Origin of the sequence: Pseudoalteromonas sp. SG43-7 (genome assembly GCF_014164295.1) — a bacterium.
GTDB classification, from domain to species: domain Bacteria; phylum Pseudomonadota; class Gammaproteobacteria; order Enterobacterales; family Alteromonadaceae; genus Pseudoalteromonas; species Pseudoalteromonas rhizosphaerae.
In genome coordinates this window covers 1-293 of sequence record NZ_JACJEY010000212.1, presented here as the reverse complement: position 1 = coordinate 293, position 293 = coordinate 1, and the positions used below count along the sequence as shown (strand labels likewise).

The 293-nt window shown below is 43.0% G+C and carries 1 pseudogene; it reads left to right on the top strand.

Annotated features, from left to right (window positions below):
• A pseudogene (locus tag H5200_RS24545) lies at positions 1-293 on the top strand (hypothetical protein); the annotation flags it as partial.

Genomic DNA, 293 nt, shown 5'->3' with positions numbered 1-293 from the left:
AGCCGGAGCTGGCTGAAGAAGATGAATTTGATTTAGACGACATCGATAGTTTAATTGATGAGACTGGCGATAAAGCAATAGCAGAGCCAGAGCTGGCTGAAGAAGACGAATTTGATTTAGACGATATTGACAGTCTGCTTGATGAAGCTGGCGATAAAGCAACAGCAGAGCCGGAGCTGGCTGAAGAAGATGAATTTGATTTAGACGACATCGATAGTTTAATTGATGAGACTGGCGATAAAGCAATAGCAGAGCCAGAGCTGGCTGAAGAAGACGAATTTGATTTAGACGAT